Source organism: Achromobacter piechaudii NBRC 102461 (assembly GCF_001571245.1).
Classification (GTDB): Bacteria; Pseudomonadota; Gammaproteobacteria; order Burkholderiales; family Burkholderiaceae_B; genus Achromobacter; species Achromobacter piechaudii.
In genome coordinates, this window is sequence record NZ_BCTK01000005.1 from 148456 (window position 1) to 174298 (window position 25843).

The window sequence follows — 25843 nt, forward strand, 5'->3', positions numbered from 1 at the left end:
GGCTTGGGTTTGCGCCCTTTTTGCCCCCCCGGCCAGCCCGGCCCGCCCCAGCCGCTTTCGCGGCGCCCGGCCAGTCCGAACCCTGCACAGGCCCGCAACATCGTAAAATGCGGGGCGTTCCACCAAATTCCCAGCAATTGTTACATACCCCACGGCATTTCTCATGACGAATCAACCTAAAGCCCCCTTGACCTACCGCGATGCCGGTGTCGACATCGACGCAGGCGACGCCCTGGTCGACCGTATCAAACCCCTCGCCGCGCGCACCATGCGTCCCGGGGTGCTGGCCGGTATCGGCGGCTTTGGCGCGCTGTTCGAAGTGCCCAAGAAGTACAACGAGCCCGTGCTGGTGTCGGGCACCGACGGCGTGGGCACCAAGCTGCGCCTGGCGTTCGAGTGGAACCGCCACGACACCGTCGGCATCGACCTGGTCGCCATGAGCGTCAACGACATCCTGGTGCAGGGCGCCGAGCCCCTGTTCTTCCTGGACTACTTCGCCTGCGGCAAGCTTTCGGTGGACACGGCGGCGTCGGTGGTGGGCGGCATTGCCAAGGGCTGCGAATTGTCGGGTTGCGCACTGATCGGCGGTGAAACCGCCGAAATGCCGGGCATGTACCCGGACGGCGAATACGACCTGGCCGGCTTCGCGGTGGGCGCGGTGGAAAAGTCCGCGATCATCGACGGCAAGTCGATCAAGCCGGGCGACGTGGTGCTGGGCCTGGCCTCCAGCGGCGTGCATTCCAACGGTTTTTCGCTGGTGCGCAAGATCATCGAACGCGCGGGCGCCAAGCCCACCGACGACTTCCACGGCCAGCCGCTGGTTGACGTGGTGATGGCTCCGACCCGCATCTACGTCAAGCAGGTGCTGGCCGCGCTGGCCAAGCATGGCACCGCCATCAAGGGCCTGGCCCACATCACCGGCGGCGGTCTGCTGGACAACGTGCCGCGCATCCTGCAAGCCGGCCTGTCGGCCAAGCTGTCCCGCGACGGCTGGGAAATGCCCAAGCTGTTCCAGTGGCTGCAAGAGCAGGGCGGCGTGGAAGACACCGAAATGCACCGCGTCTTCAACTGCGGCATCGGCATGGTGCTGGTGGTGGATGCGGCCCAGGCCGACGCTATCGCCGCGACCTTGCGCGAGCAGGGCGAAACGGTCAACAAGATCGGCGAAATCGTCGAACAGACCGAAGGCATGGCGCAGACCTTCGTGGTCTGATGCCCGCCGCGCCCGGGACGCCGTCCCGGGCTTGTTCTGCGTATGAATGAACCCGCCGCTGGCGGGTTTTTTCTTGGTTGATCGGGCTATGGCGGTGCCTTCAGGTGCATGAGACCTGCGGTGCGCCACGCCGGATCAGGGACGTTGCTGGCGCAGCACGGCGACCACCGCGCGGATCAACGTGGCCAAGTCGTCGCCATCGATCGTCAGCGCCGGCGTCAGGTACACGACGTTGCCGAAGGGGCGCACCCACACGCCCGCATCGACCAGCCGGCGCTTCAAGGCTTCGCGGTCGATGATGTTGTCCAGCTCCACCACACCGATTGCGCCCAGCACACGCACGTCGCGCACCCAGGGCAGCTCGCGGCAGGGTTCCAGGCCGGCCGCCAAGGCCACGGACAAGGCTTGCGCCTGCGCCAGCCGGGGTTCGGACTCGAACAGGTCCAGCGAGGCATTGGCGGCCGCGCAGGCCAGCGCATTGCCCATGAACGTGGGGCCGTGCATCAGCGCGTGCGCCGGGTTGTCGGACCAGAAGGCGTCGAACACGCGATTGCTGGCCACCGTGGCGGCCAGCGGCAGCGTGCCGCCCGTCAACGCCTTGGACAAGGTGATGATGTCCGGCTTGATGCCGGCCTGCTCAAAGGCAAACAGGGTGCCGGTGCGCCCGAAGCCGGTGAAGATCTCGTCGAAGATCAGCAGCAGGCCGTGGCGGTCGGCCAGCTTGCGCAAGCGGCGCAGCACGTCGGGCTCATGCAGCAGCATCCCGCCCGCGCCCTGCACCAGTGGCTCGACGAGAATGCCCGCCAGTTGCGGCGCGCGCGCTTGCAGGTAGTGATCCAGCGCGGCGTAGGAGGCGTCGTCACGCGGCAGGTCCACGATGTCGTGCTCGGCCAGCATGCCACGGTACAGGCTGTGCATGCCGTCCTCGGGGTCGCACACGGCCATTGTGCCGAAGGTATCGCCGTGGTAGCCGCCCCGGAATGCCAGGAAGCGGCTGCGGCCACGCTCGCCCTGGTTCAGCCAGAACTGCACCGCCATTTTCATGGCGACCTCTACCGCCACCGACCCGGAGTCGGTGTAGAAGACGCGGTCCAGGCCCGGCCCCAGCAGGCCGGCCAGGCGGCGCGCGAGGGTCAGTGCGGGCTCGTGGGTCAGGCCGCCGAACATCACGTGCGGCATGGCGTCCAATTGCGCGCGCACCGCCTGGGCGATGTGCGGATGGTTGTACCCATGGCAGGCCGTCCACCAGGATGCCACGCCATCGATCAGGCTGCGCCCGTCCGCCAGTTCCAGCCGGCTGCCGTGGCTGCGCACGACGGGCAACGGCGGCGTCACTGTTTTCATTTGGGCATAGGGAAGCCAGATATGAGGTTGGCCCTGGGCCACCCAGTCAGGCGTGTGCATGGTTGAAACTCCGAAAAAACCGGCGCCGTCTCATGGCATTCCTGGCGTCCCGGACGCCGGAAAACGCCGTGCGCGCCTCCACTACAATGGCCCGCATTCTACGGCTTGGCACGGGCATTCCCCTTGCCCGGCCGCTGCCGGAACGATCGATGTCTAAGCTGGATTCGCTGTTTTTCTCCGAGTTGGCCGCCGCCGACACCCGCCGCGTACGCCGCCGCCTGCGTACCGCCACGGCCGCGCCGCCCGGGCGCATTGTGGTCAACGGGGCCCCCGTGCTGAACTTTTCCAGCAATGATTACCTGGGCCTGTCCAAGCACCCGCTGCTGATCGAACGCGCTGGGCAATGGGCGGCCCGCCATGGCGCGGGCGCGCAAGCGTCGCGGCTGGTATGCGGCAATCTGGACTTGCACGAACAGGTGGAGGCCAAGCTGGCTCGCCTGAAAGGCACCGAGGCCGCGTTGCTGCTGGCCTCGGGCTGGCAGGCCAACGCTGCCGTGCTGCCGGCCCTGCTTCGCGCCGCCGCGAATCTGGGCGACATCGAGCTGTACGCCGACAAGCTCAATCACGCCAGCCTGCACCAGGGTTGCCAAGCGGCCGGGGTCAAGCAGATCCGGTTCCGGCACAACGACCTGGATCACCTGCAAAGCCTGCTCGCCGCTCGCGCAGAGCTCGGCGCGGGCAAGCCCGTGTCCCGCTTCATCGTCACGGAAAGCGTCTTCAGCATGGACGGCGACCGAACCGACGTAGTCCGGCTGGCCGAGCTGGCCGACCGCTATCAAGCCTTTGTCTACCTGGACGAAGCGCATGCCACCGGCGTGCTGGGTCCGGGCGGCATGGGGTTGGCGGGCTTGGCTCCTGGGCGTATCGACTTGGCGATGGGCACGTTCAGCAAGGCGCTGGGCGGATTCGGCGCCTATGTGGCCGGGTCGCGCGCGCTGTGCGACTACCTGATCAACACCTGCTCCGGCTTTATCTACACGACGGCGCTGCCGCCCGCCGTGCTGGGCGCGATGGATGCTGCGCTGGACCTGGTGCCCACCTTGGACGCCGAGCGCGCCAGGCTTGCCGCAAGCGGTGACCAACTGCGCGCCGCGTTGCGAGACATGGGTTTGGACACGGGCGATTCCTCCACGCAGATCGTGCCCGCCCTGGTGGGCGACGAAGCGCGCGCGCTGGACATGGCGGCCAAGCTGGAACGCCTTGGCCTGCTGGCCGTGGCCATCCGCCCGCCCACCGTGCCCGCTGGCACCAGCCGCCTGCGCCTGACCCTCAGCGCCGCGCATAGCGACGCCGACGTTGCGCAACTGATCGATGGCATCAAGGCGGTGCTGGCATGACCCCCACGCTGCTCTTTGTACATGGTTGGGCGTTTGATGCGTCGGTCTGGACGCCGCTGCGCGCCGAACTTGGCGCCTGGCCGCAAGCCGTTGCCGATGCCGGTTACTTCGGCGCCGCGCAATCGCCGGCCGCAGCCCTCAGCCGGGGCAATCACCCGGCCATCGATCCCGCCAGCCGCCCCGTCATCGCCATCGGCCATTCGCTGGGCGTGCTGCGCTTGTTGCAGGATCTGCCGGCTGGCTGTGTGGGCCTGGTGTCGATCAACGGGTTCCCGCGCTTTGGCGCCGCGCCGGACTTTGACGCCGGCGTGCCGCGTCGCATGCTGGATCGCATGATCAAGCGGCTGTCTGCCGACCCCGCCGCCGTCGTGCAAGACTTTCGCGAGCGTTGCGGCGACGCGTCCGCCTTCGGCGAACCCCGCCTGGAACCGCTGGCCCGCGACCTGGAAGCCTTGCGCGACGAAGACCAGCGCGACGCCTTGGCGGCGCTGCCCGTTCCCTTGCTGATACTGGCCGGACGGGACGACCCCATCGTTCCCGCCGCCATGACACAAGCCGCGTTCGGCGGCCGCCCCGGTGACGAACGGCACGATCTGGAACACGGCGGACATTTGTTGCCGGTGTCGGCCGCGCCCTGGTGCGCGCGCCACATCGCCGGTTTCATCGAACGCGTGGGGCGTGCGGCCTGATGCAAGCTTTGCCCCGCAACGCCCAGGTCGGCGCCCGCTTCGGCGCTGCCGCCCACCGCTATGAACACCACGCGCCCATCCAGCGCATCACCGCCGAGCGGCTCGCCAGCGACATCGCTAGCCTGCGCTTGCCCGCGCGTCCTCGCATTCTGGAGATCGGCTGCGGCACCGGTTTGCTGACCCAGGCCCTGGCGCGCCGGCTGGGCGAGGCGGACTGGACCATCACCGACATCTCTCCCGCCATGCTCGCCGCCGCCCGGAGTGGCCCCGCGCTACCCGGCACGGCGCGCTTCCAGTTACTGGACGGCGAACACCCTCAAGCGCTGGATGGCGAGTACGACCTGATCTGCTCCAGCCTGGCCGTGCAGTGGTTCAACGACCTGAACGCCGGTCTGGGCCGGCTGGCCGCGCTGCTGGCGCCGGGCGGGCATCTGGCCGTGGCGACGCTGGCCGCCAGTACCTTCGCCGAATGGCAGGACGCGCATCGGGCGGTGGGTTTTGTGGCTGCCACGCCGTCCTACCCGCCGTGCGAGCTCATCCGTCCCGCCATGAGCAATCTGGCCGGTGGCGTGCGCGGCGAACGGCTGATACAAAATCATCCTGATGGCCTGACTTTCCTGAAAGGCCTGAAAGGCATCGGCGCCACCACGCCCGCGCCCGGACGCCCGCCGCTATCAGCGGCGGCGCTGCGTCGTGTGCTGGCGGCGTTTGACGAACAAGGAGCCACGGTGACGTATCACCTGGCCTACGGTATGTGGAAAAAATCGACGCAACGCCCCGCCGGGGTTTTCGTGACCGGCACTGACACCGGCATCGGCAAGACGCTGGTGTCCGCCATCCTCGCGCGCGCCTGGAACGCCGACTACTGGAAGCCGGTGCAGACCGGCGTATCCGCAGAGCCCGGCGACACCGACACCGTGGCGCAACTGGCGCAACTGCCGCCCGAACGCCTGCATCTGCCGGCGTACGTGCTGCAAGCGCCCCTGTCGCCCTGGGCCGCGGCCACGCTGGAAGACACCGTCGTCGACGCAACCAGCATCGTGCCCCCGAGCACCACGGCGCCGCTGATCGTGGAAGGCGCAGGCGGCCTATACGTGCCCATCGACGACACGCACATGATGATCGACCTGATCGCGCGCCTGGACATGCCCGTGGTGCTGGCGGCGCGCAGCGGCCTGGGCACCATCAACCACACGCTGCTTAGTCTGGAAGCGCTCAAGCGCCGTGGCATCCCGATTCTGGGCGTGGTCATGAGCGGCCCGCTGTCCCCCGGCAACAAGGAAGCCATCGAACGCTTCGGCGACGTTCGGGTGCTGGCCGAAATCCCGTCGCTGGCGCACATTGACGCCGCAACGGTCGCAACGCTGGCGCAGGCAATTCCGCCACTAGCGGAATGCCTGGCGGTAGCGGGCCTTGAACCGCAGTCGGCAACGTAGGGTAAATAAGCTTCACGCGGAATAGCGCGGCGCGATTTGCCGGGCTTTCGTACGTTTGATGGCGGGCTAGCGCGGCGCTGACAGCGCCAAGGCCACCGCGTCGATGGTCTGCGCGACGGCATCGCTTGCCAGGCAATCAACGATGACGCGGTCGGGCTGGGCGCGCAGCCAGGTGATCTGGCGCTTGGCCAACTGGCGCGTGGCCGCGATGCCCTGTTCGCGGGCGGTGGCAAGATCGACCTCGCCATCCAGATGCGCCCACATCTGCCGATAGCCCACGCAACGCACCGACGGCAGGCCCGGATGCAGGTCGGGCCGGGTGCGCAGCGCGCGCACCTCGTCCAGCAGGCCATTGGCCAGCATGGCGTCAAAGCGTTGTTCGATGCGCGCATGCAGCGCGGCGCGGTCCGAGGGTTCGAGGCTGATGGTCAGGTAATGGTTGGCGTCGTCGACCGGCTTTTGCTGGCCGCGCGACAGCAGCGCGGACATGGGCTGGCCCGTCAGCTGGCAGATTTCCAGTGCGCGCTGGATACGCTGGCTGTCATTGGGCGCGAGGCGCGCGGCCGTGATGGGGTCCAGCAGCGCCAGCTCGGCATGCAGCGCGGGCCAGCCCTGGATGGCGGCGCGCGCTTCGATCTCGGCGCGCAGCGCGGGGTCGGCCTGGGGCAGATCGTCCAGACCCTCGCGCAGCGCCTTGTAATACATCATCGTGCCGCCAGCCAACAGCGGCACACGCCCGCGCGCGCGGATCTCGTCGATCAGGCGCAGCGCATCGGCGCGGAACTCAGCGGCCGAATACGATTGCGCGGGGTCCAGGATGTCCAGCAGATGCTGGGGCACGCGCGCCTGTTCCTCGGGCGAGGGCTTGGCGGTGCCGATGTCCATGCCCCGGTAGATGGTGGCCGAATCGACGTTGACGATCTCCATGGGCCAGCGCTCGGCAAGCGCCAGCGTGGACGCGCTTTTGCCAGCGGCCGTGGGGCCGGCCAGGCAGATGACCGGCGGCAGATCGGAGGGCAGGGAAGAGGGCAAGCTTATTGTCCGCGCAGAAAGAGCTTGTCCAGGTCGGACACGGACCACTGCACCCAGGTGGGGCGGCCATGGTTGCACCGGTCGGCGCGTTCAGTCGCTTCCATCTGCCGCAGCAACCCGTTCATTTCTTCGACGGTCAGCTTGCGGTTGGCGCGCACCGAACCATGGCAAGCCATGGTCGAGAGCAGTTCGTTGCGTTGTTCGGTCAACAGGCGCGACACGCCCACCGCGCCCAGGTCGCGCAGCACGGCGCGCGCCAGCGTTTCGATGTCGCCACGCGCCAGGATTGCCGGCACGGAGCGCACGGCGATCGAGGTGGGGCCAGACGGCCGCATTTCAAAACCCAGCTCGCCCAGCTGCTCTTCGAATTCCTCGATCAGTGCCACGTCCTTTTCCTGCGCGTGGAACACCACGGGCACCAGCAGGTCCTGGCGCGGCAGGCTGCGGGCGTCCAGCGCCTGCTTGAGCTGTTCGTAGACGACGCGCTCGTGGGCGGCGTGCATGTCCACCAGCACCATGCCCCGGCGGTTCTGCGCCAGGATGTAGATGCCGTGCAACTGCGCCAGCGCCATGCCCAGCGGATGCTCTTCGTCGGCGGGCAGCGTGGGGGCGGGGCGGGGCTCGCTGACGGGGGTGACCTTGGGGGCCGTGTCGTCGTTCAGCGGGCGGTACAGCGATTGCCAGTCGGCGGCGGGAATGCCCGCGGGTTCGGCATGCAGACGGAACGGCACCTGCGTGTGGGCGCGCTGTGCGGGCGGCGAGGGGCGCAGGCCGTAGGCGGCGTTCTGGCCGCTGTAGCCTGGGCGGGCCGCGCCGGACGCCGAGGCCGCGCCACCGGTGCTTGGCGACGCGCCGCCCGAGCTTAAGGATGTGCCGCCATTACTCAAGGACGCGCCACCGTGGGAGGCCACGGTTGTGCGTGCGACGGTTTCAAAGCCGCCGTCTTCGTCGGCGTTCGCCTGGCCGCCCGTGCCGGCATCGGCTTGTGCTGCGGCCTCTTGCTGCGCGGGCGCGACGGCGGACGAGCCGCCCGTCTGCGCCAGCGTCTGGCCGACGGCATGCGAGACGAAGCGGTGCACGGCGCCGCTGTCGCGGAAGCGGACCTCGTGCTTGGCCGGGTGCACGTTCACGTCCACGGCGGCGGGGTCGATGTCCAGGAACAGCACGTAGGCGGGCTGGCGGTCGCCATGCAGCACGTCGGCGTAGGCCGCGCGCAGCGCGTGGCTGACCGTGCGGTCGCGCACGTAACGCCCGTTCACGTAGAGATATTGGCGGTCGGCCCGGGCGCGCGCGGCGGTCGGGCGGGTGATCATGCCGGCCAGGCTGACGGTGCCCACGGAATGCGACAGCAGCAGGCCGTGTTCGGCGAATTCCGCGCCCAGCACGTCGCGGATGCGTTGGGGCGGTTCGGCCGGCAGCCATTGGCGCTGTGCGCGATCATGGTGGAACAGGCGGAAGGCGATCTGCGGATGCGCCAGCGCGATGCGCTCCATGGCATCCACGCAATGGCCGAATTCCGTGGCTTCGGAGCGCAGGAATTTGCGCCGGGCGGGCACCGCGTCGAACAGTTGGCGCACATCGACGGTGGTGCCGGGCGGGCCGGACGCGGGGCTGACCTGCATGCTGCCCGCGTCGATCTGCCAAGCGTGCTCGCCGTCGCGCGTGCGTGAAATGATGGTCACCTGCGCCACCGACGCGATCGAAGCCAGCGCTTCGCCCCGGAACCCCATGGACGCCACCGATTCCAGTTCGTTCAGCGACCGGATCTTGCTGGTGGCGTGGCGCGCCAGCGCCAGCGGCAATTCGTCGGGCGGGATGCCGCCGCCATCATCCGTCACGGCGATGCGGCGGATGCCTCCGCCCTCCAGGCGCACTTCGATGGCGCGGCCGCCGGCGTCGATGGCGTTCTCAAGGATTTCCTTGAGCACGGAGGCGGGCCGCTCGATGACCTCGCCAGCGGCGATCTGGCTGATCAACAGGTCGGGAAGCGCAAGAATGGAACGGCGTTCTGTCATTAGGCTTAAGTCTGGTGGTGCTGTGTGGACGATTTTAGCGTCATGGGCGGGTGGGCTATAGTCGCGGAGGTTTAATCTTCCTCCCCGACTTCCAGGCCGCTGAATGCTCGAATTTTTCAATATGGTGCTCCACATCGACAAGACGCTGGGCGTCTGGGTCGCGCAATACGGCGTGTGGGTGTACCTGGTGCTGTTCCTGATCGTATTCGCCGAAACCGGCTTGGTCGTGCTGCCGTTCCTGCCGGGCGATTCCCTTTTGTTCATCGCGGGCGCGTTTGGCGCCACGGGCCATATCGATCCGGTCTTGATGGCGGTGCTGCTGATCGTCGCGGCCATTTCCGGGAACACGCTGAACTACATGATAGGGCGCTACATCGGCCCGCGCGTGTTCTCCATGAACCTGCGCTTCCTGGATCGGGGCGCGTTGATGCGCACTCACGCGTTCTACGAAAAGCATGGCGGCAAGACGATTGTCATGTCGCGCTTCATTCCGGTCGTGCGCACGTTCGCGCCCTTCGTGGCGGGCGTGGCAGATATGTCGATGTCGCGCTTCCAGCTGTTCAACATCCTGGGCGCGCTGCTCTGGGTGGTCAGCCTGGTGGCGGCGGGTTATTTCTTCGGCAACATCCCGCTGGTGCGCGAACACCTGAACACCATCGTGTTGTTGGGCCTGGCCGCCGCCATCGTACCCGTGGTGGGCGCCGGCGTGTTCAAGCTGATCAAATCGCGGCGGGCGTAGAGAACCGCTTGCGCGCCGGATAAAAAAGGGGCGATGCGCTGTGAAGCGCATCGCCCCTTTTTACGTCAGCAGGTTCAGCTGACGTCGCCCAGCCGCGCCAGAGGCGGGTTGGCCGTGAAGTAACGCTGGATGCCGGTCATCATGGCTTGCGCCAGCTTGTCCTGATGCGAATTGCTGCGCAGCAGGGCTTCTTCCTGCGGGTTGCTGATGAAGGCGGTTTCGACCAGCACGGACGGAATGTCCGGCGCCTTCAAGACGGCGAAGCCGGCCTGTTCGACGCTGTTCTTGTGCAGGCGGTTGATTTTCTTGATCTCGTCCAGGAAGGCATTGCCGACCTTGAGCGAATCGTTGATCTGCGCGGTGGTGGACAGGTCGAGCAGCACCTTGGCCACCTGGCGGTCGTGGCTGCCCAGGTTGACGCCACCGATCAAGTCGGCCGCGTTTTCCTTGTCGGCCATCCAGCGCGCCTGCGCGCTGCTGGCGCCGCGTTGCGACAGCGCGAAAACCGAGGATCCGTTGGCCGACGGCTTGACCCAGGCGTCGGCATGGATCGAGATGAACAGGTCGGCATGCACGCGGCGGGCCTTCTGTACGCGCACGTGCAGCGGCACGAAGTAATCGTCGTCGCGGGTCAGGTAGGCGCGCATGTAGGGCTGGCTGTCGATCAGCGCCTTCAGACGCCGGGCGATGCGCAGCACCACGTCTTTTTCGCGCAGGCCGCTGCTGCCGATGGCGCCGGGATCTTCGCCGCCATGGCCCGGATCCAGCGCGATGGTCAGCATGCGCTGTTTACCCCGTCCGGCAGTGGCCGGGGGCGGCTTGGGTGCGGTGGGCAGCGGCGGCGCGGGCTGCTGGCCGCGCACGCGAGGCGCTTCGGGCGGGTCGGCGCGGGTGACGGGGTTGCGCTGGATGTCTTCCAGGATGCGCGCCAGCGGATCGTCCACGTCGGGACCGCTTTTGTTCAGGATCGCAATCAGCGGATCCTGGGCGATCTTCGGATACAGGTCCAGCACCAGCCGGTACTGATAATCGGCGACGGGCTTGAGGGTGAACACCTGCGGCGCCACGGGCTGCTTCAGGTCGAACACCAGCCGCACCACGTTGGGGCGGTTCTGCGCGACGCGCAGGCTTTGGATATAGGGGTCGTCGGGGCGGACTTTCGAGACCAGGTCGTTCAGGGCTGCACTGATCGTCAGGCCTTCGATATCGACCACCAGGCGATGGGGATTTTCAAGCGTGAATTGTTCCGCTTTGAGTTCGCTGTCCAGTTCCAGTGTGACGCGGGTGTATTCATCAGCCGGCCAGGTACGTACGGCCAGGATCGTTGCCGCCTGCGCCAGGCGCGGCAGGACCGGCAAGACGAGCAGAGTGGCGGCTACGCTGATCAGGCGGCGCCGGGTGGCGCCTGCCGAGGGAAGGGCGCCGTCTTGGGCGGGGGGACAATCGCGTTCAACCATGTTTGTCCTCGTGCGGTGTACGCGGTCAGGGTGGCGTCGCGGCCCTCATCGGCATAAGCCAGGGAAATCAGCAAGTCGGGCGGGGGCAAAAGGCCCTCGGCCCGCTCCGGCCATTCGATCAAAACCACCGCGTCTTCACGCAGTAAATCCCGAAATCCTGCGTCCAACCATTCGCGCGAATCACTAAATCTATAAAAATCAAGATGATAGAAGTATAAGTTAGAAACTTTATAGGATTCAAGCAGCGCGTAGCTGGGACTTTTGATTCGACCGGTGATGCCACATTCCCGCAACAGGGCCCGTGTGAACGCCGTTTTGCCCGCGCCCAGGTCGCCTTGCAGGTGGATGCAGGCGCCAGCCGGCCCCGTTTTTCCCTCGGAAACCAAAGGGGCAAGCTGCCGCGCCAGCGATTCCGTGGCGGCTTCGTCGGGCAGGTGCAAGGTCAGGCTGCAAAGAGGGGCGGACATGGCGCGGGGCGAGTGGTAAAAAACGGTGAAGGGATTACGGATTTCCGCAATTATAGGAATGCGGGTTTCTGCTAATCTACGAACTGATTGCTATTCTCAATATGTCGCTTCCGGCGGACGCCGCCACTTGCGACTGTCAGCCGCCACGGAGTTGTACGCGCCATGAAGACCCGCATCGAAAAAGACACGTTTGGGCCCATCGAGGTCCCCGAGGATCACCTCTGGGGCGCCCAAACGCAACGGTCGCTGCATTTTTTCGCGATTTCCACCGAGAAGATGCCCGTGCCGCTGGTCAACGCCATGGCGCGCTTAAAGCGCGCGGCCGCCAAGGTCAACGCCGAACTGGGCGAGCTGGACCCCAAGATCGCCGACGGCATCATCCGCGCCGCCGACGAAGTCATCGCCGGCAAGTGGCCCAATGAATTTCCGCTGTCCGTCTGGCAGACGGGATCGGGCACGCAAAGCAACATGAACATGAACGAGGTGCTGGCCAACCGCGCCTCCGAGCTGCTGGGCGGCGTGCGCGGCGAAGAGCGCAAGGTGCACCCGAACGATCACGTCAATCGCGGCCAGTCGTCCAACGACACTTTCCCGACCGCCATGCACGTGGCCGCCGCCGTTGAAGTCGAACATCATCTGCTGCCTTCGCTGAAACAACTGCGCGCCACCTTGGCCGAGAAAAGCGCCGCCTTCTACGACATCGTCAAGATCGGCCGCACGCACCTTCAGGATGCGACGCCGCTGACGCTGGGCCAGGAATTGTCGGGCTACGTGGCGCAGTTGGACCTGGCCGAACAACAGATCCGCGCCACGCTGCCCGGCCTGCATCAGCTGGCCATCGGCGGTACGGCGGTGGGCACGGGCCTGAACGCGCATCCGCAATTCAGCGCCAAGGTGTCTGCCGACCTGGCGCATGCCACGGGCACGGCGTTCGTGTCGGCTCCCAACAAATTCCAGGCGCTGGCCTCGCACGAAGCGCTGCTGTTCGCGCACGGCGCGTTGAAGTCGCTGGCCGCCGGCCTGATGAAGATCGCCAACGACGTGCGCTGGCTGTCCAGCGGCCCGCGTTCGGGACTGGGCGAAATCAGCATTCCCGAAAACGAACCGGGCAGCTCGATCATGCCGGGCAAGGTCAACCCGACGCAGTGCGAAGCCATCACGATGCTGGCCGCGCAGGTGCTGGGCAATGACGTCGCCATCAACATCGGCGGCGCCAGCGGCAACTTCGAACTGAACGTGTTCAAGCCGCTGGTGATCCACAACTTCCTGCAATCCGTGCGCCTGTTGACGGACGGCATGGCCAGCTTCAACGCGCATTGCGCGGCCGGCATCGAGCCGAATCACGAACGCATTGCCGAGCTGGTCGATCGTTCCCTGATGCTGGTGACGGCGTTGAATCCGCACATCGGCTACGACAAGGCCGCGCAGATTGCCAAGAAGGCGCACAAGGAAGGGCTGTCGCTGAAGGAATCGGCGCTGGCGCTGGGCTACGTGACCGAAGCGCAATTTGCTGAATGGGTGGTGCCGGCGTCGATGACCAACGCGCACAAGGCCTAAGGTCTATACACCGCGATGCATGCGAAGGCTGCCCGATTCAGGGCAGCCTTTTTTTCAGGATCAGGCCGGGCCGGCCAGCAGCAGCCACATCGGAATCGTGACGGCCGAGAACAGCGTGCCCAGCGAAATCAGCACGGCCACCATGCGGCCATCGCCGCCCATGCGCATGGCCAGCACATAAGCGGCGGAGGCCGTCGGCAAGGCCGCGAACAGCAGCAGCATGCGCGCTTCCAGCGGCGGCAGGCCAAGCAGCAGCGCCACGCCCACCGCCACGGCGGGCAGGGCGACAAGTTTCACCGCCAGCATCCACGCGATCAACGTGCCGTAGCCCTTGCCGCCTTCCCACGCCAGGCTGGCGCCCACGCAGAGAATGCCCAGCGCCAGCGCGGCTGCGCCCAGGCGCGCAAAGACGGTGTCGACGGGGCCGGGCAGGTGCAGCCCGGCAAGGTTGCAAGCCAGCCCCAGCAGCGTCGAGACGACCAGCGGGTTGCGCGCCAGCTCGCGCAGCAGATTGCCGCCGTTGTGACGCGCCAGGCCGTAGACGGCGGCCACGTTGGCCATCGGCACCGCAAAGCCGATGATCAGCGCCATCACCGTCTGCCCCTGCGAGCCCGCCAGGCTGGCCGACAGCGCCAGGCCGATGTAGGTGTTGAAGCGATAGCCGCATTGCGCCGACGACGCCAGCCCGATTGACGACGGCCGCAACACCCAGCCGGCCAGCCAGGCCATCGCCACGCCCGCCACGACGACCGCCGCCGTGGCTTGCAGCAACATGACCGCGTTGCCGGCCGTGATCGGCGTGCGCAGGATCGACTGGAACAGCAATGCGGGGAACAGCACGAAGTAGACCAGGCGTTCGGTGCCCGCGAAGAATTCCCGCGAAAATCCGAGCTTGTGACGCAGCGCCCATCCGAGCGCAACCAGCATGAAATCAGGGAAAACCAGCAAGGCAACTGACATGAGGCGATGGTGTTTTTACAGCGCGTTGGCCGGGGATCGGCGCACTATGCGGGTGTAAGCATTTGCTGCTATTCTCCGTCATTCTGGCGGGCGCGTCTGCCACAAGCACCTTATAAAAGCAGCGCCACACACGCTGCACAGACGCAATGCGCTCCCACCGTTATCTGCTGGCCCGCCCACAGGCGGAGACCATCTCAAAACGGTCCGTTTACATACGGGCTCGCACTCTTGGAGGAAACACACCTATGAATAAAGTTCGCTCCCTGGCCGTGGCTATCGCTTTGGCTACTGGCGCCGCCGGCACGCTTGGCGTCACCGTTGCACATGCTGCCGACAAGTACCCCAGCAAGCCCATCCGCGTGATCGTTCCGTTCGCGCCCGGCGGTTCCACCGACATCATCGCGCGCCTCGTGACGCAGCGCATGAGCCAGGAACTGGGCCAGCCCATGGTCGTGGAAAACAAGGGTGGCGCGGGTGGCGCCATCGGTGCCTCCGAAGCCGCGCGCGCCGACGCCGATGGCTACACGCTGTCGATCGCCACGGTCTCGACCATGGCCGTCAACCCGGCCTGCCGTCCGAAGGACCTGCCGTACGACCCGATCAAGGATTTCCAGCCGGTCACCAACTTCGCCAACACCGCGAACGTGGTTGCTGTGAATCCGAAGTTCCCCGCCAAGGACTTCAAGGGCTTCATCGAAGAACTGAAGAAGAATCCCGGCAAGTATTCGTATGGCAGCTCGGGCACCTGCGGCGTGCTGCACTTGATGGGCGAGTCCTTCAAGATGGCCACGGGCACCGACATCGTGCACGTGCCGTACAAGGGTTCGGGCCCGGCCGTGGCCGATGCCGTCGGCGGCCAGATCGAAATCCTGTTCGACAACCTGCCGTCCTCGATGCCGCAGATCCAGGCGGGCAAGCTGAACGCCATGGCTATCGCGTGGCCCGAGCAGATTCCCGCCGTCAAGGGCGTGCCGACCTTCAAGGACGCCGGTTTTCCGGTGCTGAACCAGCCGGTCTGGTACGGCCTGCTGGCGCCCAAGGGCACGCCGATGGAAGTCGTGAACAAGCTGCGTGACGCCGCTGTCGTGGCCCTGAAGGATCCCAAGGTCATCAAGGCGCTGGACGACCAGGGCTCTGCGCCGTCGGGCAACACGCCGGAAGAATTCGCCAAGGAAATCAAAGAGCAGTTCGACTGGGCTCAAGACGTGGTGAAGAAGCAGAACATCAAGCTGGATTGATGCAGCAGGGCGCTGGCCGCAAGGCCGGCTCCCGATGCTGAAACAAGGCGGGCGCTCCTGATGGGGCGCCCGTTTTTTTTGTGAGATCGCGCGCCGTGGTCGTGCATTAAGGGCGCGGCGCCCACGCATCCATCAACGATCCGCCACACCGCAGCGCTTGTCACTCATCCCGTTCACGGCGTGTCCAACTTCGCCATGCGTGCGGCGCAGGCCGCGCGCAGGCGTTCGATCAGGTCGTGGTGCAAGGCGGACAGCGGATCCTGGTTGCGCACCATGATGCTGATCGGCACGCGCAGCGCCGGTTCCAGGCGGCGCAGGTTCATGCCCGGACGCAGCATCGCCTGCGCGGTGATCGCATCGACGATGGCGTCGCCGCATCCCGCATCCACCAGCGCGCAGGCCACGTAATGCGTCTGCACCTGAATCGACACCTGCGGCGCCAGGCCCTGTGCGTCCAGCGCCATTTGCAGCAACGCGCCCGACGCATCGCCGGCATCCAGCACGATCAAGGTTTCGCCCGCCGGGTCGGCCAGCTCGGACAGGCGCATCGGGCCGACGTCGGTGCGGCGGCTCAGATGCACCAGCTCGGTGTGGCCCAGGCCCATGCGTGTCAGGCCCGGATAGTCATTGGTGTCGAAGGTGATCGCCAGGTCCAGCTCGCGCGCCAGCAGCCCCTGCACAAGCTCTGCGCTGTGATGCGTGTGGATGTCGAAGGTGATGCCGGGCTGCGCGTCGCGGCTGTCGCGCACGACGCCGGGCAGCAGCCCCAGGCCCAGCGCCGGCGCGCAGCCCAGCCGCAGGTGTCCGTGCGGCCGGTCGCGCAGGTTCGCCACTAACCGTCGCACGCTGTTTAGATCCTGGTTCAGCCGCGCGACCTCGGGCGTCAGGATCTCGGCTTCGCGCGTGGCGACCAGCCGGCCCTTCACGCGATCGAACAGCTTGAAACCCAGCTGGGCCTCGGCGTGCGCCAGCAACTTGCTGGCGGCCGGCTGCGAGATGTGCAGCGCGGCGGCCGCCTCGGTCAGCGAGCCGGTGCGGCGGATCGCTTCGAAAATTTCGATATGGCGCAGGCGCATGTCAGGATGGGTAGGGGGCAAGGGCCGAAACCGCGATTCTAAGCGGTTGACGGGGGCCGACGCCCTGGCAGATCATCATGGACGCCTGCCGGATCCCCGGCGCCACCCTGGAGCTGACCATGCGCGCTTGCCGCCACGTTGCCGCCATCCTGATTGCCGCCTCGATGGCCGCCGTTCCGGCCGCCTGGGCGCGGACCCCGCTGGCCACCGAAGACCGCAACCCCGAAGCCGCCAGCGGCGCCCAGGCGCGCGAGCTGGTCCGCGCGCAGCACTACATGATGGTGTCCGCCAACCCCTTGGCCACGCAGGCCGGCGACGCCATGCTGCGCAAAGGCGGGTCGGTGGTGGACGCCGCCATCGCAACGCAACTGGTGCTGAACCTGGTCGAGCCGCAATCCTCGGGCATCGGTGGCGGCGCCTTCATGGTGCTGTACTCGGCCAAGACCGGCAAGATCCAGACCGTCGACAGCCGCGAAACCGCGCCAGCGGCCGCCCGCCCCGATCGCTTCCTGGACGCCGACGGCAAGCCGCTGCCCTTTGCACAGTCCGTCAACAACGGCATGTCGGTGGGCGTGCCGGGCTTGCTGCGCGGCCTGGAACTGGCGCACAAGGAAGCGGGCGTGCTGCCGTGGGCCGATCTCTTCCAACCCGCGATCGACCTGGCCGAGCAGGGCTTTGCCGTGTCGCCGCGCCTGCATACGCTGCTGGCGGGCAACAAGGCTTTGCCCGCGCAGGCCGCCGCCGCCGCGTACTTTTACGCGCCCGACGGCACGCCCTGGCCGGTGGGCCATGTGTTGAAGAATCCCGAATTCGCGCGCACCTTGCGAGCGGTCGCCGAGCAAGGCGCCGATGCGTTCTACCAAGGCGACATCGCGCGCGACATCGTGGCCGCCGTGCACGGCCACCCCAAGCCCGGCGACCTGACGCTGGCCGACCTGGCCAACTACCGCGCCAAGACGCGCGACCCGGTGTGCGGCAACTATCGCGGCTATCAACTGTGCGGCATGGCCCCGCCCAGCAGCGGCGGCATCGCGGTGTTGCAGATGCTGGGCGAGCTTGAACAGTATCCGATGGCAACCTACGCGCCTGGCTCCGTGCAGGCCGTGCATTATTTTTCCGAAGCGGGGCGGCTGGCCTTCGCCGACCGCGACTTCTACGTGGCCGACCCCGACTTCGTCAGCGTGCCGGTGCGCGCCTTGCTGGACCCGGCCTACCTGCGCGCGCGCGGCGCGCTCATCCAGCCCGACCGCAGCATGAAGGTCGCGCTGCCCGGCGACCCCGAAGGCAAGCTGCTGACGCTGGGCCGCGACAACGCGCTGGAAGTGCCGTCCACCAGCCATCTGGTGGCCGTGGACGCCAAGGGCAACGCGCTGTCCATGACGACCACCATCGAGAGCGAGTTCGGCAGCAAGATCTTCGTGCGCGGTTTTCTGCTGAACAACGAAATGACGGATTTTTCCTCGTCGTTCAAGGACCCCGAAGGCCGGCTCGTCGCCAACCGCGTCGAGGCCGGCAAGCGTCCGCGCAGTTCGATGGCGCCGATGATCGTGCTGCGCGACGGCAAGCCCGTGATGCTGGTGGGTTCGCCAGGCGGCAGCGCCATCATCAACTACGTGGCCAAGACGATCGTCGGCGTGATCGATTGGGGCCTGGACATGCAGGCCGCCATCGCGCTGCCCAACATGGGCAGCCGCAACAAGGAAACCGAATTGGAAAAAGGCACCGCGCTGGAAGCGCTGGTGCCCGCCCTGGAAGCGATGGGGCACCCGGTGCGCATCACCGAATTTCCCAGCGGCATCCACGGCATCGTGATCGACGCCAACGGTTTGCAAGGCGGCGCGGACCCGCGCCGTGAAGGGCTGGCCAAGGGGGGCTGATCGCAACGCGCTCCCGAAGGGAAAATTCGCAAGGGCGCTCTGCATGAGCGCCCTTGCGCTGTCCGCCCCTTCAATCCAGCGTGGACGGATCCAGCTCCATGCGCGCTTCCTTGCGATGCGCCAGATAGGTCACGCCCCACATCACCACGCCCAAGAGCAGCAGCCAGCCGGCCACTTGATACTGGATGACGTCGCGGCCCGTCAGCGGCGTGACCATGAACAGGCAGACTGCCGCGCCCAGCCACGGCACGAAGCGATTGATGGTGAAGTGTTCGTGCTTGACCTTGTCGCGGCGCAGGACCAGCACGGCGATATTGACGAAGGCGAAGACGCCCAGCAGCAGCAGCGCCGTCGTGCCGCCCAGCGCGCGGATCGCTTCGGAGTCGGCCAGCGCCACCAGGATGATCAGGCCGAAGGCCAGCACGGTGGTGAACAGGATGGCCGTCCACGGCGTCTGGTTCTTGCGATGCACGTGCGCCAGGAAGGCAGGCAGCACGCCCTGGCGCGACATGCCGTACAAGAGGCGGCTGGCCATCATCATGTTGATCAGCGCCGAGTTCGCGACCGCGAACATCGAGATGATGGGCATGATGTATTCCACCGGCAGGCCGGGCGCGGCGCGCTTGACCACCAGCACCAGCGGCGTCGAGCTCTTGGCCAGTTCGCCCACCGGCACCAGCGCCACCGCGCAGATCGACACCAGCACGTAGATGACGGCGGTGATGCCCAGCCCCGTCAACATCACCTTGGGGAAGATGCGGCTGGGCTCGTGCGTCTCTTCGGCCATGTTGACCGAGTCCTCGAAGCCGACCATCGCGAAGAAGGCCAGCGCGGTGGCCGAGGTCACCGCCAGGAATACGCTTTTGTCCTCGGGCGTGTCGAACGCGATCACGCGCGAGAAGTCCGCCTGTCCGCCTGCGATGGCGTAAAAGCCCAGCAGGATCACCATCAGCAGGCCCGTGAGTTCGATCAGCGTGAGGACCACGTTGGCCTTCACGCTTTCGGCCGCGCCGCGCAGGTTCACCAGCATCACCAGCAGCATGAAGCCCAGCGCGCCAAAGGTGATCCACGACTTTTCGGCCTGGATGCCGAACGCCGCGAACAGGTTGGCGGCGAAGGCCTGCGACGCCGTGGCGGCCGATGTCAGGCCCGAACACATGACGGTGAAGCAGACGATGAACGTCAGGAAGTGCACGCCGAAGGCTTTATGCACGTAGAGCGCGGCGCCCGCGGCCTTGGGGTACTTGGTGACCAGTTCCAGGTAGGACAGCGCGGTCAGCAAGGCCACCGCGAAGGCCACCAGAAACGGTAGCCAGGCGGCGCCGCCAACTTCGGCGGCCACCTGGCCCGTCAACGCATATACGCCCGTACCCAGGATGTCGCCAACAATGAACAGCAACAGCAGCTTGGGGCCCATCACGCGCTTGAGCGGCGCGTTTTCTTGGGCGGTTGGGGCCTTCACATCATTCGTAGCCATCTTCTTTTTCTCCTCTTGGACTCGCGGCAAGGCGACCCGAAAAGTCTAAGGGGAGGAAGTAGCAGCCGATGCTACAGCGGTGCAACGAAATGTCTTAGTTGTTGGGATTCGTTGGCAGCGGCGCAAGCGCGGGCGGCAGCTTGCGCAACGTGGCTGGCGTGCGCGACAGTTTGATCGGCGAGCCCACTCCCTTGTAGTCGCCGTGTTCCATCACCATGCCGCGATGGCGCGTGTGCGGATGCGCAAGGGCCTCGTCGACCGTCTGCACCGCAGCGGCCGGCACGCCGGCGCGCAGCAGGCGGTCAGCCAGTTGCGCGGCGTTCTGATCGGCCAGCAAGACAGACAGTTCATCGCGCAGCGCCTGCCGGTTTTGCAAACGGTCGGCGTTGGTGGCGTAGCGCGCATCGGCGGCCAGCCCGGGCGCTTCCAGCACCTGCGCCATCAACGCGAATTGGCGGTTGTTGCCCACGGCCAGGAAGATCGGGCCGCTGGCGGTGGGCAGCGTTTCGTAGGGCGCGATGTTCGGATGCGCGTTGCCGCTGCGCTTGGGCACGTTGCCGCTGTAGAAGTAGTTGGCGGCGTGCGGGTGCAGCAGCGACAAGGCGCAGTCGTACAGTGTGATGTCCAGGAACTGGCCCAGGCCGCTGCGATGGCGTTCGTTGAGCGCCAGCAGGATCGCCACCGCCGCGTTCAAGCCGGTCACCATGTCCACCACCGGCAGGCCCACGCGCGTGGCCTCGCCGCTGGCTTCACCGTTCACGCTCATCAGGCCGCACATCGCCTGCGCGCAGGCGTCATAGCCGGGCAGCCCGCCCAAGGGGCCGTCGGCGCCGAAGCCGCTGACGCGGCAATGCACCAGGCGGGGAAACTGCTGGCTCAAGGACTCGAAGCCCAGGCCCCACTTCTCCAGCGTGCCGGGCTTGAAGTTCTCGACCAGCACGTCGGCGTCCGCCAACAGATGACGCAGCAGTTCCTGGCCCGCTGGCTGCGACAGGTCCAGCGTCATGCCTTCCTTGTTGCGGTTCACGCCGATGAAGTAGGACGCCGTATCGCCCAGGAAGGGCGGCCCCCAGCCGCGCGTTTCATCGCCGCCGGGCGGTTCGATCTTCAGTACGTCGGCGCCATGATCGGCCAGGATCTGCGTGCAGTACGGACCGCCCAGCACGCGCGACAGGTCGATCACTTTGCAACCGGCAAGCGCGCCGGCGTTCGGTAGGGTAGGGGCCATGGAATGCCTGCTTCAGTCGATGGAAACGTTGGCGCTCTTGATGAGCTCGCGCCACTTGGGGACTTCGGAGGTGATGAAGGTGGCCAGCCCTTGCGGCGTCTGGTCCTTTGCCGCGACGATGCCTTGCGAACGCAGAGTCTGTTCGATCGCGGGGTCCGACAGCGCGGTCTTGAACGCGCTGTTCAGCGTGTCGACCACGTCGGCCGGCGTGCCCTTGGGTGCAACGATGCCGAAGAAGACGCTGACGTCATAGCCCTTGAGCCCTTGCTCGGACAGGGTGGGCAGGTCCGGCAGCGCGTCGGAGCGCTGCGCGCTGGCCAGGCCGATGGCGCGCAGCTTGCCGGCCTTGATGTAGGGCAGCGCTGTCAGGATGTCGGTGAACGACATCGAGACCTGGCCGCCCAGCAGATCGTTCAGCGCCGGTCCCGTGCCTTTGTACGGGATGTGCATGATCTTGGTGCCGGCCATCTGGTTGAACAGGATGCCGGCCAGATGCGAGGACGCGCCGTTGCCCGACGAGGCGTAGCTGAGTTTGTCCGGATTCTGCTTGGCGTAGGCGATGAGCTCCTGCGCGTTGTTAGCGGGCACGGACGGATTCACGACCAGGATGTTGGGCAGATGGCCCAGGCGGATGATCGGCGCGAAGCTGGTCTCGGGGTTGTAGCCCTGCTTTTTATACAGGCTGACGTTGATGGCCAGCGGCCCCGACGTGCCGAACAGGATCGTGTAGCCATCGGGCTTGGCCGAGGCCACATATTCCGAGCCGATGTTGCCGCCCGCACCGCTGCGGTTTTCGACGATGACGTTCTGCTTGAGCGGTTCGCGCAACTTCTCGGCCAGACGGCGCGCCATGGCGTCGGTGGGGCCGCCAGGCGGGAACGGCACGATCAGCGTGATGGGGCGGGCGCTGGGATAGGCGTCGGCCGCCAGCGCCGCGCTGGACGGGGCCACGGCGGTGGCTACGGCCAGCAGCAAGGGGGCGAATAGGCGTTTCATGGTGGTGTCTCCTGTGAAGGGGGCGCGCCGGCTGTGCCGCCGGCGTCGGATTACAGCGCGTATTGCAGGATGGCCTGGCAGGCCGCGCTTTCGTTGGGGGGAATGGCGTAGGGGTCACGCGCGGCCAGGCGATGCAGCAAGACCTGGTCGGCCAGTTGCGCGCGCGTTTCCAGGCCGGCGCTGGCGGCTTCCCAGCGCAGCGCGGCCATGGACACGGCGTGGTACAGCAGCGATGCCGCCTGGCGCGCCAGTTCGGCGTGGTCGCCCATGGCGGCGTGCTCGGCCAGCGCGAAACTCTTGTCCAGCGCCTCGGCCTGCAAGGCGGCCAGCGCGGGCGGGCAGGGGACTCCGTCGGCCAGCAGGCGGTCGATGTGGGCGCGCAATGCGGGCAGCGAATTTTCCTTCTTGATGGCGCGCAGGACGTCCAGCGCGACGATGTTGCTGGTGCCTTCCCAGATGGAGCCCAGATGCGCATCGCGCACCAGGCGCGGTTCGGTCCACTCTTCGATGTAGCCGCAGCCGCCGCGCACTTCCATCGCATCGCCCGTCACCTTGCGCGCGTCGCGGCAGGCGCGGAACTTGATCAGCGGGGTCAGGATGCGCGCCAGCGCCGGGTCGGCCACGCCCTGGTCGGCGTCGGCCAGAGCACGCGCCGTCTGGAACATGAGGGTGCGCGCCTGCTCGGCCCACACCGTCATCTTCACCAGCTGGCGCTGCATCAGCGGCATGTCGATCAGGCGCTTGCCAAAGGCGCGGCGATGCTGCGATACGAAGACCGCCTCGGTCACCGCGCGGCGCATCAGACCGGCCGCCCGCATGCCGTTGGACAGGCGCGAATTGTTGATCATGTCGGCCATGTGCTTAAAGCCCCGGCCGCGCTCGCCCACCAGCCACGCGACCGCGCCTTCCAGCCGGATTTCGCCGCTGGCCATCGAGCGCGTGCCCAGCTTGTCCTTCAGGCGCAGGATGCGGTAGTGGTTGTGGCTGCCGTCTTCCAGGTCGCGTGGCAGCAGGAACAGCGACACCCCTTTCAGGCCGGGCTGCGTTTCGCTGCGTGCCAGCACCATGGCAAAGCCCGCGTCGGGGTTCGAGCAGAACCATTTGTCGCCGTGGATGCGCCAGGTGCCATCCGGCTGGGCGGTGGCCGTGACTTCGGTGGCGCTGACGTCCGAGCCCGCGCCCTGTTCCGTCATGAACATCGCGCCCTGGCGCAGCGCGTCGAAATCCTGGCTCGTGACTTGCGGCAGCACGCGTTCGACCAGAGCCGGATCGCCGAATTTGCGCAGCGTCCGGGCCAGGGAATCGGTCATGCTGACCGGGCAGCAAAGGCCGAACTCCGCTTGCACGAATAGGTGGCTCAAGGCGTATTTGGCGGCGGCCGGCATGGGCTCGGGCCAGCCCAGCACGCCGCCCCGATGCGACAGCGCGGCCAGGCCGAATTCGCTGTAGGCCAGCCGTTCAAGCTCCACGTACGCCGGGTGCTTGTCCACCCGCGATTCGTCGGCGCCGGCACGGCTGCGCACGGACAGGGTGGGGGGATGCTTGTCGGCCGTTGCGGCCAGCTCGTCCATCACGCCGCCTGCCAATTCCCCCAGGCGCTCCAGATGGGGCAACAGGTGCGCGTGCAGCGCCGTCGGCAGGTAGCGTTGGCTGAGGGCGGCGGCGTACGGGTCGGCGGTGAACAGGTTCAGGCCGCGCGAATCCGGAACGGGGGTGGCGGCGGAAGGGGCAAGGCGGGCGGGGGCGTCCATGGCGGCATCCTGCGAAAAATCGGGAAGATGGCCGATGTTGCGCGGGTAGATTAATCTACACAAATACCGTTTTGGTGTAGAACAATCCATAAAAAATATAGATAGGGGAGACCATGGATCTGGATCCGCGCCTGTTGCGCTACTTCATCGCGGTGGCCGAGGAACGCCATTTCAGCCGCGCCGCTACCCGTCTGCACATTTCCCAGCCGCCGCTCAGTTACGCCATTCGCCAACTGGAAGACAACGTGGGCGCGCGCCTTTTGGCCCGCACCAGCCGCCATGTGGAACTGACCGACGCCGGCCACGTCCTGTACCGCGAGGCGCTGACGCTGCTGCGGCAGGCCGAGGAAGTGCGCACGCTGGTGCAGCGGGTGGACGCCGGTCTGCGCGGCCGGCTGCGCATCGGCTTCGTGGGGTCGATGCTGTATCGCGGGTTGCCGGTGTTGCTGAACGCGATGCGCGCGCAGTTGCCCGACGTTGAACACGTGCTGACCGAACTGAATTCGCACGAGCAGATCGAGGCGGTGCGGCGCGGCGAACAGGATCTGGGCTTTATCCATGCCAATCCGGTGCCAGAGGAGGTGCTGGCGCGCGACCTGATCGCCGAGCCCTTCGTGGTCTGCCTGCCCGATTCGCACCCGTTGGCCGGGCGCGCGTCATTGCGGCTGGCGGATCTGGCGGGCGATGACTTCGTCTTTTTCGCCCGCGCGGCGTCCCCCAGCTATTACGAGACCGTGTTGTCGATGTGCGTGGCGGCGGGGTTCATGCCGGTGGTGCGGCACGAAGTGCGCCACTGGTTGAGCGTGGCCTCGCTGGTGTCGCAGGGGCTGGGCGTATCGATCGTGCCGTCCTGCCTGTCGCGCAGCGGTCTGGCCGGCACGCGCTTCATCGCTTTCGATCACAAGGCGCGTTCGGTCAGCCAGGTGATCTGGCAGGCGGGCGGGCAGTCGCCCTTGCAGCGCCGCGCGATGGCGCTGGTGACCGAGCAATTCCCGCCCGCGTCCGTCGATGACGCCGGGGCGGGCAATTGAAGATCAGCGGAACACGACCGTCTTGTTGCGATTGAGCAGGATGCGGTGTTCCACATGGCTGCGCACCGCGCGCGACAGCACCAGCGATTCGATATCGCTGCCCACTTGCGTCAGGTCGGCGGCGGTCATGGTGTGGTCCACGCGCTCGATGTCCTGATCGATGATCGGGCCTTCGTCCAGGTCCGACGTCACGTAGTGGGCGGTGGCGCCGATGATCTTCACGCCGCGCGCATGCGCCTGGTGATACGGGCGCGCGCCCTTGAAGCTGGGCAGGAAGCTGTGGTGGATATTGATGGCGCGGCCATTGAGCGCGCGGCACATGTCCGCCGACAGGATCTGCATGTAGCGGGCCAGCACCACCAGGTCGGTGTTGGATTGCTCGGCAATGCGCAGCACCTGCTTTTCCTGTTCGGCCTTGGTGTCGGCCGTGACGGGCAGGTAATGGAACGGGATGCCGTAGGACGCGGCCAGGCTCGCGTAGTCGTTGTGATTCGACACGATCGCGGCCACTTCTGCGTGCAAATGCCCGCTATGCACCCGGAACAGCAGGTCGTTCAGGCAATGCCCCTGCTTGCTGACCATGATCAGCAGGCGTTGCTTGCGGCGCGCGTCGTGCAGCTTCAGGTCCATGCCGTAATCGGCGGACAGCGTATCGAGCCGCGCGCGCAGATCGTCGGGCGCAACAGCCGCGGGCAGGTCGAAGTGCACGCGCAGGAAAAACTGACCCGTTTCCTCGTCGCCGAATTGCTGCGAATCCAGGATGTTGCAACCCAATTCGAACAACAGGCCGCTGACGCGGTAGACGATGCCGGTGCGGTCGGGGCAGGACAGGGTCAGGATGTAGTCGTTGTGCTGCATGGTGC

Annotated in this window: 21 protein-coding genes; 9 read left to right on the plus strand and 12 right to left on the minus strand. The window is 66.7% G+C overall.

From position 1 onward, the window contains the following. The first annotated feature begins 163 nt into the window (after nucleotides 1-163). On the plus strand, nucleotides 164-1213 hold the full coding sequence (purM, locus tag API01S_RS07350; protein WP_006217584.1) for a phosphoribosylformylglycinamidine cyclo-ligase: 1050 nt from the start codon (nucleotides 164-166) through the stop codon (nucleotides 1211-1213). 135 nt (nucleotides 1214-1348) lie between these two features. Here purM and API01S_RS07355 read toward each other — a convergent pair whose 3' ends face one another. Next, complete coding sequence (locus API01S_RS07355; RefSeq protein ID WP_061304020.1) at nucleotides 1349-2617, minus strand: adenosylmethionine--8-amino-7-oxononanoate transaminase; 1269 nt, start codon at nucleotides 2615-2617, stop codon at nucleotides 1349-1351. A gap of 149 nt (nucleotides 2618-2766) precedes the next feature. Between API01S_RS07355 and API01S_RS07360 the strand changes: the two genes are divergently transcribed. Genes API01S_RS07360 through bioD form a run of 3 tightly spaced genes read left to right on the plus strand, consistent with a single transcriptional unit; the run spans nucleotide 2767 to nucleotide 6079 of the window. Then, nucleotides 2767-3954: an aminotransferase class I/II-fold pyridoxal phosphate-dependent enzyme gene (locus API01S_RS07360; protein WP_061304022.1), complete on the plus strand. Its 1188-nt coding sequence runs from the start codon at nucleotides 2767-2769 to the stop codon at nucleotides 3952-3954. Further along, on the plus strand, nucleotides 3951-4643 hold the full coding sequence (locus tag API01S_RS07365) for an alpha/beta fold hydrolase (RefSeq protein WP_061304024.1): 693 nt from the start codon (nucleotides 3951-3953) through the stop codon (nucleotides 4641-4643). The genes API01S_RS07360 and API01S_RS07365 overlap by 4 nt, the downstream gene beginning before the upstream one ends. Continuing rightward, nucleotides 4643-6079, plus strand: a complete 1437-nt coding sequence (bioD, locus tag API01S_RS07370) for a dethiobiotin synthase (RefSeq protein WP_061304027.1) — start codon at nucleotides 4643-4645, stop codon at nucleotides 6077-6079. The genes API01S_RS07365 and bioD overlap by 1 nt, the downstream gene beginning before the upstream one ends. A 66-nt stretch (nucleotides 6080-6145) precedes the next feature. On the opposite strand, the gene miaA is transcribed toward bioD, so the two are convergent. Together miaA and mutL are read right to left on the minus strand one after the other, a co-directional pair. Continuing rightward, nucleotides 6146-7111: a tRNA (adenosine(37)-N6)-dimethylallyltransferase MiaA gene (gene miaA, locus API01S_RS07375; protein ID WP_174544668.1), complete on the minus strand. Its 966-nt coding sequence runs from the start codon at nucleotides 7109-7111 to the stop codon at nucleotides 6146-6148. Between the two features lie 2 nt (nucleotides 7112-7113). Next, the gene (mutL, locus tag API01S_RS07380; protein WP_061304028.1) at nucleotides 7114-9126 is read right to left on the minus strand and encodes a DNA mismatch repair endonuclease MutL; all 2013 of its coding nucleotides are present in this window, start codon (nucleotides 9124-9126) and stop codon (nucleotides 7114-7116) included. 103 nt (nucleotides 9127-9229) lie between these two features. Between mutL and API01S_RS07385 the strand changes: the two genes are divergently transcribed. Next, on the plus strand, nucleotides 9230-9865 hold the full coding sequence (locus API01S_RS07385; protein ID WP_082305951.1) for a VTT domain-containing protein: 636 nt from the start codon (nucleotides 9230-9232) through the stop codon (nucleotides 9863-9865). Between the two features lie 74 nt (nucleotides 9866-9939). Here the strand turns inward: API01S_RS07385 and API01S_RS07390 are convergent, their stop codons facing one another. Both API01S_RS07390 and API01S_RS07395 read right to left on the minus strand, forming a co-directional pair. Further along, complete coding sequence (locus API01S_RS07390) at nucleotides 9940-11322, minus strand: N-acetylmuramoyl-L-alanine amidase (RefSeq protein WP_006217592.1); 1383 nt, start codon at nucleotides 11320-11322, stop codon at nucleotides 9940-9942. Continuing rightward, nucleotides 11250-11789 (minus strand): bifunctional alanine racemase/tRNA (adenosine(37)-N6)-threonylcarbamoyltransferase complex ATPase subunit type 1 TsaE, encoded by a 540-nt coding sequence (locus API01S_RS07395; RefSeq protein WP_006217593.1) that lies wholly within the window; start codon nucleotides 11787-11789, stop codon nucleotides 11250-11252. Before API01S_RS07395 ends, API01S_RS07390 begins: the two co-directional genes overlap by 73 nt. 162 nt (nucleotides 11790-11951) lie before the next feature. Here API01S_RS07395 and fumC point away from each other — a divergent pair, with 162 nt between their 5' ends. After that, nucleotides 11952-13346: a class II fumarate hydratase gene (fumC, locus tag API01S_RS07400; RefSeq protein ID WP_061304030.1), complete on the plus strand. Its 1395-nt coding sequence runs from the start codon at nucleotides 11952-11954 to the stop codon at nucleotides 13344-13346. Nucleotides 13347-13406: 60 nt separating this feature from the next. Here fumC and API01S_RS07405 read toward each other — a convergent pair whose 3' ends face one another. Next, nucleotides 13407-14306, minus strand: a complete 900-nt coding sequence (locus API01S_RS07405; RefSeq protein ID WP_050728055.1) for an AEC family transporter — start codon at nucleotides 14304-14306, stop codon at nucleotides 13407-13409. 245 nt (nucleotides 14307-14551) lie between these two features. On the opposite strand from API01S_RS07405, the gene API01S_RS07410 reads away from it, so the two are divergent. Beyond that, on the plus strand, nucleotides 14552-15544 hold the full coding sequence (locus tag API01S_RS07410) for a tripartite tricarboxylate transporter substrate binding protein BugE (protein WP_006217596.1): 993 nt from the start codon (nucleotides 14552-14554) through the stop codon (nucleotides 15542-15544). Nucleotides 15545-15717: 173 nt separating this feature from the next. Here API01S_RS07410 and API01S_RS07415 read toward each other — a convergent pair whose 3' ends face one another. Then, nucleotides 15718-16620 (minus strand): LysR family transcriptional regulator, encoded by a 903-nt coding sequence (locus tag API01S_RS07415; RefSeq protein ID WP_061304032.1) that lies wholly within the window; start codon nucleotides 16618-16620, stop codon nucleotides 15718-15720. A gap of 119 nt (nucleotides 16621-16739) precedes the next feature. On the opposite strand from API01S_RS07415, the gene ggt reads away from it, so the two are divergent. Beyond that, on the plus strand, nucleotides 16740-18497 hold the full coding sequence (gene ggt / locus API01S_RS07420) for a gamma-glutamyltransferase (protein ID WP_061304618.1): 1758 nt from the start codon (nucleotides 16740-16742) through the stop codon (nucleotides 18495-18497). Nucleotides 18498-18567: 70 nt separating this feature from the next. On the opposite strand, the gene API01S_RS07425 is transcribed toward ggt, so the two are convergent. From API01S_RS07425 to API01S_RS07440, 4 genes are all read right to left on the minus strand, one after another. After that, nucleotides 18568-19974: an APC family permease gene (locus API01S_RS07425; protein WP_050728053.1), complete on the minus strand. Its 1407-nt coding sequence runs from the start codon at nucleotides 19972-19974 to the stop codon at nucleotides 18568-18570. A gap of 94 nt (nucleotides 19975-20068) precedes the next feature. Then, nucleotides 20069-21202, minus strand: a complete 1134-nt coding sequence (locus API01S_RS07430; RefSeq protein WP_006217600.1) for a CaiB/BaiF CoA transferase family protein — start codon at nucleotides 21200-21202, stop codon at nucleotides 20069-20071. A 12-nt stretch (nucleotides 21203-21214) separates the two neighbouring features. Beyond that, nucleotides 21215-22198: a Bug family tripartite tricarboxylate transporter substrate binding protein gene (locus API01S_RS07435; RefSeq protein WP_006217601.1), complete on the minus strand. Its 984-nt coding sequence runs from the start codon at nucleotides 22196-22198 to the stop codon at nucleotides 21215-21217. 50 nt (nucleotides 22199-22248) lie between these two features. Beyond that, entirely contained in the window at nucleotides 22249-23949 is a 1701-nt protein-coding gene (locus API01S_RS07440) for an acyl-CoA dehydrogenase family protein (RefSeq protein ID WP_061304034.1), read from the minus strand. Nucleotides 23950-24062: 113 nt separating this feature from the next. Between API01S_RS07440 and API01S_RS07445 the strand changes: the two genes are divergently transcribed. Further along, nucleotides 24063-24980 carry a LysR family transcriptional regulator gene (locus API01S_RS07445; protein ID WP_006217603.1) on the plus strand — a complete coding sequence of 306 codons (918 nt, stop codon included), beginning with the start codon at nucleotides 24063-24065 and terminating at the stop codon, nucleotides 24978-24980. 3 nt (nucleotides 24981-24983) lie between these two features. Here API01S_RS07445 and purU read toward each other — a convergent pair whose 3' ends face one another. After that, a complete protein-coding gene (gene purU, locus API01S_RS07450; protein ID WP_006217604.1) occupies nucleotides 24984-25838 on the minus strand; it encodes a formyltetrahydrofolate deformylase in 855 nt (284 codons plus the stop codon). Nucleotides 25839-25843 lie beyond the last annotated feature (5 nt).